Genomic DNA, 3,455 nt, shown 5'->3' with positions numbered 1-3,455 from the left:
GGCTGTCCGGCTCCGCAGAGGTCGCAAAGGTTTTTTTATTGTTTGTGTCTTTTGCGTCTTTTTGTGGCCATTCCCCCCCGCGCCCTCCGCGCCCCCTGCGGTAAAAAACACCCCTCCCCCAGCGGGGGAGGGGCCAGCAACCCGCACAGCAGGCTTCGTGAGGGCACCCGCCTTCTTCAGCGCCTGCCATTCCAAGCGGCCTTCGTTACCAACCACCGAGAGCGCGTGGGAGTCGAACCCACCAGCGCAGTTCGTCACTCCGCCCAACGGTTTTGAAGACCGCGGCAGCCACCGGGCCACATGCGCTCTCATCGCTGATTGTAGAGGGCGCAACCGTGCTTGTCAATCGAAAGCCATGTAGAGACGGACGGCAGTCCGTCTCTCCTATCGCAGAGGCCGCAAAGAATCTAAACGCAAAGACGCCAAGATCGCAAAGGGTCGCGAAGGAATTTGATGGTGGGAACTGCCAGCGCGCTCGTCCGCAACCACCAAAAACCTTCGCGACCTTAGTATTCTCTTCGCCTTTGCGTTCACCCCCCTCCCCCAGCGGGGGAGGGGCCGGGGGTGGGGGCCAACTTCCTCTGCGCCTTCTATACGACCAATTGCACGGCCCGCGGCAACACTTCGACCTCGACCCGCTGCGCCGCCGTCGCAATCACTTCCCCATCGGTCGCTACCGGGATCGGCGTCGGGCACGTCACCTCAATCCGGCGAGCGCGGGCCATCGTCACTTCCGGCTCGTTGGTATGCACCCCGCGCATCAACAGCGGAATCTTGCGCAGCGCACGCAGAATCGGCATCGTATCGACGATGCACAGATCGAGCAAACCATCATCCAGCTTCGCGTCCGGCGTCATCCAGAAGCCGCCGCCTTGGCACCGCCCATTGCCGACGCTGGCAAAAAAGAGCTGGCGGCTCACCCGCTGCCCATCGAAGCGCACCGTCATCGGGCCGGGCCGGTAGGTGGCCAGCGCCTTCAACACCGAGATCAGATAGACCGCAAAGCCGCGCAACCGCTTGATCTTCAGACTCTCGACCGCCACCGCCGCATCGAGCCCCATGCCCAACCCGTTGATAAAACAGCGAGTGAGCTTCAGCCGGCCCGCTTCCACCCGGATCCGGCCCACATCAATCGCCTGCACCCGGTTGGTCGCCAGTCGCTGCACCGCACCGGCAAGATCGCCGGGGCGCACGCCGGGCAACGATTTCACGAAGTCGCTGCCGGTGCCGAGCGGGATAATGCCCAGCGGCACTTGCCCGCCTTTACGGCTATCAATGATCCCGTTCACCACCTCATTGATCGTGCCATCGCCACCCACCGCCACCAGCCGGCTCGCGCCGCGGTTCATCGCCTGTATCGCCAGCTCGGTCGCGCCGCCGCGCGCGTGGGTGGTGACAATCTCGTACTCGATGCCGTGCTTGCGCAATTCAGTTTCGATCGCACCCCGCCGCCGGCCCGCCAACCCGCGCCCCGCCGCCGGGTTTAAGATGACTGTCGTTGTCATACGTGTACCCTGTAGAGACGGACGGCCGTCCGTCTCCCGCAAAGATTGCAAAGAACACCAAGTATTTTAAAAGGTGGTTTTCTAGTACGCTTATACCCCACCATAAAATCCTCTGCGCCCTCTGCGTTCTTTGCGCCTTTGCGTTTAGAATCCTCTGCGCCCTCTGCGTTCTCTGCGCCTTTGCGTTAACAATCGCCCCTCCCCCAGCGGGGGAGGGGCCGGGGGTGGGGGCCACGCCCCTCCCCCAGCGGGGGAGGGGTGGATAGAAATGTGTTCGGTCGCACCCATTGATCGGTGTGCGATGCCTCAAATCCCGGCTCTACGCTCCCCTCTCCCGCCATTAGGTGGGAGAGGGGCTGGGGGTGAGGGCCAACAGCCCGCGCAGCGGGCTTCGTAATCATAGCCCGGCCCTTTAGGGCCGGGTTCTGGGCAGATGTTCTGTCTGCCCTTGAACCCCAGCGGGGGAGGGGCCGGGGGTGGGGGCCACCCCCTCTGCGCCTTTAGATTTCGACCCCTAACAGATCAGCGACAGTGAAGATATCTTTGTCACCCCGTCCCGACACATTCACCAAAATCGTCTGCTCGGGCCGCATCGCCGGTGCTAGCTTTATCGCCTCGGCCACCGCGTGGGCGCTCTCTAAAGCCGGGATAATCCCCTCCAGCTTGGCCAACAACTGAAACGCGGCCAAGGCCTCGTCATCGCTAGCCGCCGTATACGTTGCCCGCCCGCTATCGTGCAGCCATGCATGTTCAGGGCCGATGCTGGCGTAATCCAACCCGGCGCTCACCGAATGGGTCAGCGCAATCTGGCCGGCTTCATCCTGCAACACATACGAATAGGTGCCCTGCAACACCCCGGGAGTCGCAGCGCGGAAGCGGGCCGCGTGCTCGCCGAGCCGCTCGCCTCTGCCGCCAGCCTCGACGCCGCGCAGCGCCACCTCGTGATCGTCAAGGAAGGGGTGAAAGATGCCGATCGCGTTCGAGCCGCCGCCAACGCACGCCACCACCACATCCGGCAACCGGCCCGTTGCAGCGAGCATCTGCTCGCGCGCTTCCACTCCGATCACGCGCTGAAAGTCGCGCACCATCGTTGGGTAGGGGTGCGGCCCCAGCGCCGAACCGAGCAGATAATAGCTGTCGGGGTTCGTCACCCAATCGCGCATCGCTTCATTGATCGCATCTTTCAGCGTGCGCGAACCGCTCGTCACGCCGCGCACCTCGGCCCCTAGCAGCCGCATGCGGAAGACGTTCGGCCGCTGGCGGGCCATGTCGTCCACCCCCATATACACTACGCACTCCAACCCAAGCAGCGCGCAGACCGTCGCCGTCGCCACACCGTGCTGGCCAGCGCCGGTCTCGGCAATCACCCGCCGCTTGCCCATACGCTTCGCCAGCAACCCCTGTCCCAGCGCATTGTTAATCTTATGCGCGCCGGTGTGGGCCAAATCCTCGCGCTTGAGATAGATCCGCGCCCCGCCGCAGTGGGCCGTCAACCGCGCCGCAAACGTCAACGGCGTCGGCCTGCCGGTATAGGTGCGGTGCAGCGCCGCCAACTCCTCCCAAAATGACGGATCGGCCTTCGCCGCCTCGTAGGCCTCTTCCAGCGCACTGACCGCCGGCATCAGCGTTTCCGGCACATACCGCCCGCCATACGGGCCGAATCTCCCCGGTCGCGAAATCACGTCCTGCATAGCTACACTTTCTAGACGAAATCACGTAGAGACGGACGGCTGTCCGTCTCCCGCAAAGGGGGCAAAGCGTAGAGACGGACGGCCGTCCGTCTCCCGCAAAGGTCGCTAAGAATTTGAAAGGGAGGCTGCTAGCGGACTTGGGCATCCAAACCATAACAAACCCTCTGCGCTCTTTGCGTCCTCTACGCCTTTGCGCTCACACCCCCCTCCCCCAGCGGGGGAGGGGCCGGGGGTGGGGGCAACCCCTCCCCCAGCGGGA

General features: G+C 63.9%; 2 protein-coding genes and 1 tRNA gene. All 3 read right to left on the bottom strand.

The annotated features are described in order from the left end of the window. Positions 1-216 precede the first annotated feature (216 nt). The 3 genes from A6A03_RS20530 to trpB all read right to left on the bottom strand — a co-directional run bounded on the left by A6A03_RS20530 (position 217) and on the right by trpB (position 3,196). Positions 217-310, bottom strand: a tRNA-Sec gene (locus tag A6A03_RS20530). Positions 311-590: 280 nt separating this feature from the next. After that, positions 591-1,505 carry a diacylglycerol/lipid kinase family protein gene (locus A6A03_RS18735; protein WP_066791326.1) on the bottom strand — a complete coding sequence of 305 codons (915 nt, stop codon included), beginning with the start codon at positions 1,503-1,505 and terminating at the stop codon, positions 591-593. A 500-nt stretch (positions 1,506-2,005) separates the two neighbouring features. Continuing rightward, positions 2,006-3,196, bottom strand: a complete 1,191-nt coding sequence (trpB, locus tag A6A03_RS18730) for a tryptophan synthase subunit beta (protein ID WP_066791320.1) — start codon at positions 3,194-3,196, stop codon at positions 2,006-2,008. Between the last annotated feature and the right edge of the window lie 259 nt (positions 3,197-3,455).

Origin of the sequence: Chloroflexus islandicus (genome assembly GCF_001650695.1) — a bacterium.
GTDB lineage: Bacteria > Chloroflexota > Chloroflexia > Chloroflexales > Chloroflexaceae > Chloroflexus > Chloroflexus islandicus.
Note: the sequence above shows the minus strand (reverse complement) of the source record. Positions and strands in the feature narration are given on the sequence as shown.

Bases quoted from the DNA above. Each gene is read 5' to 3' on its own strand.
- A6A03_RS18735 (WP_066791326.1), bottom strand. From the start codon at position 1,505: ATGACAACGACAGTCATCTTAAACCCGGCGGCGGGGCGCGGGTTGGCG.
- trpB (WP_066791320.1), bottom strand. From the start codon at position 3,196: ATGCAGGACGTGATTTCGCGACCGGGGAGATTCGGCCCGTATGGCGGG.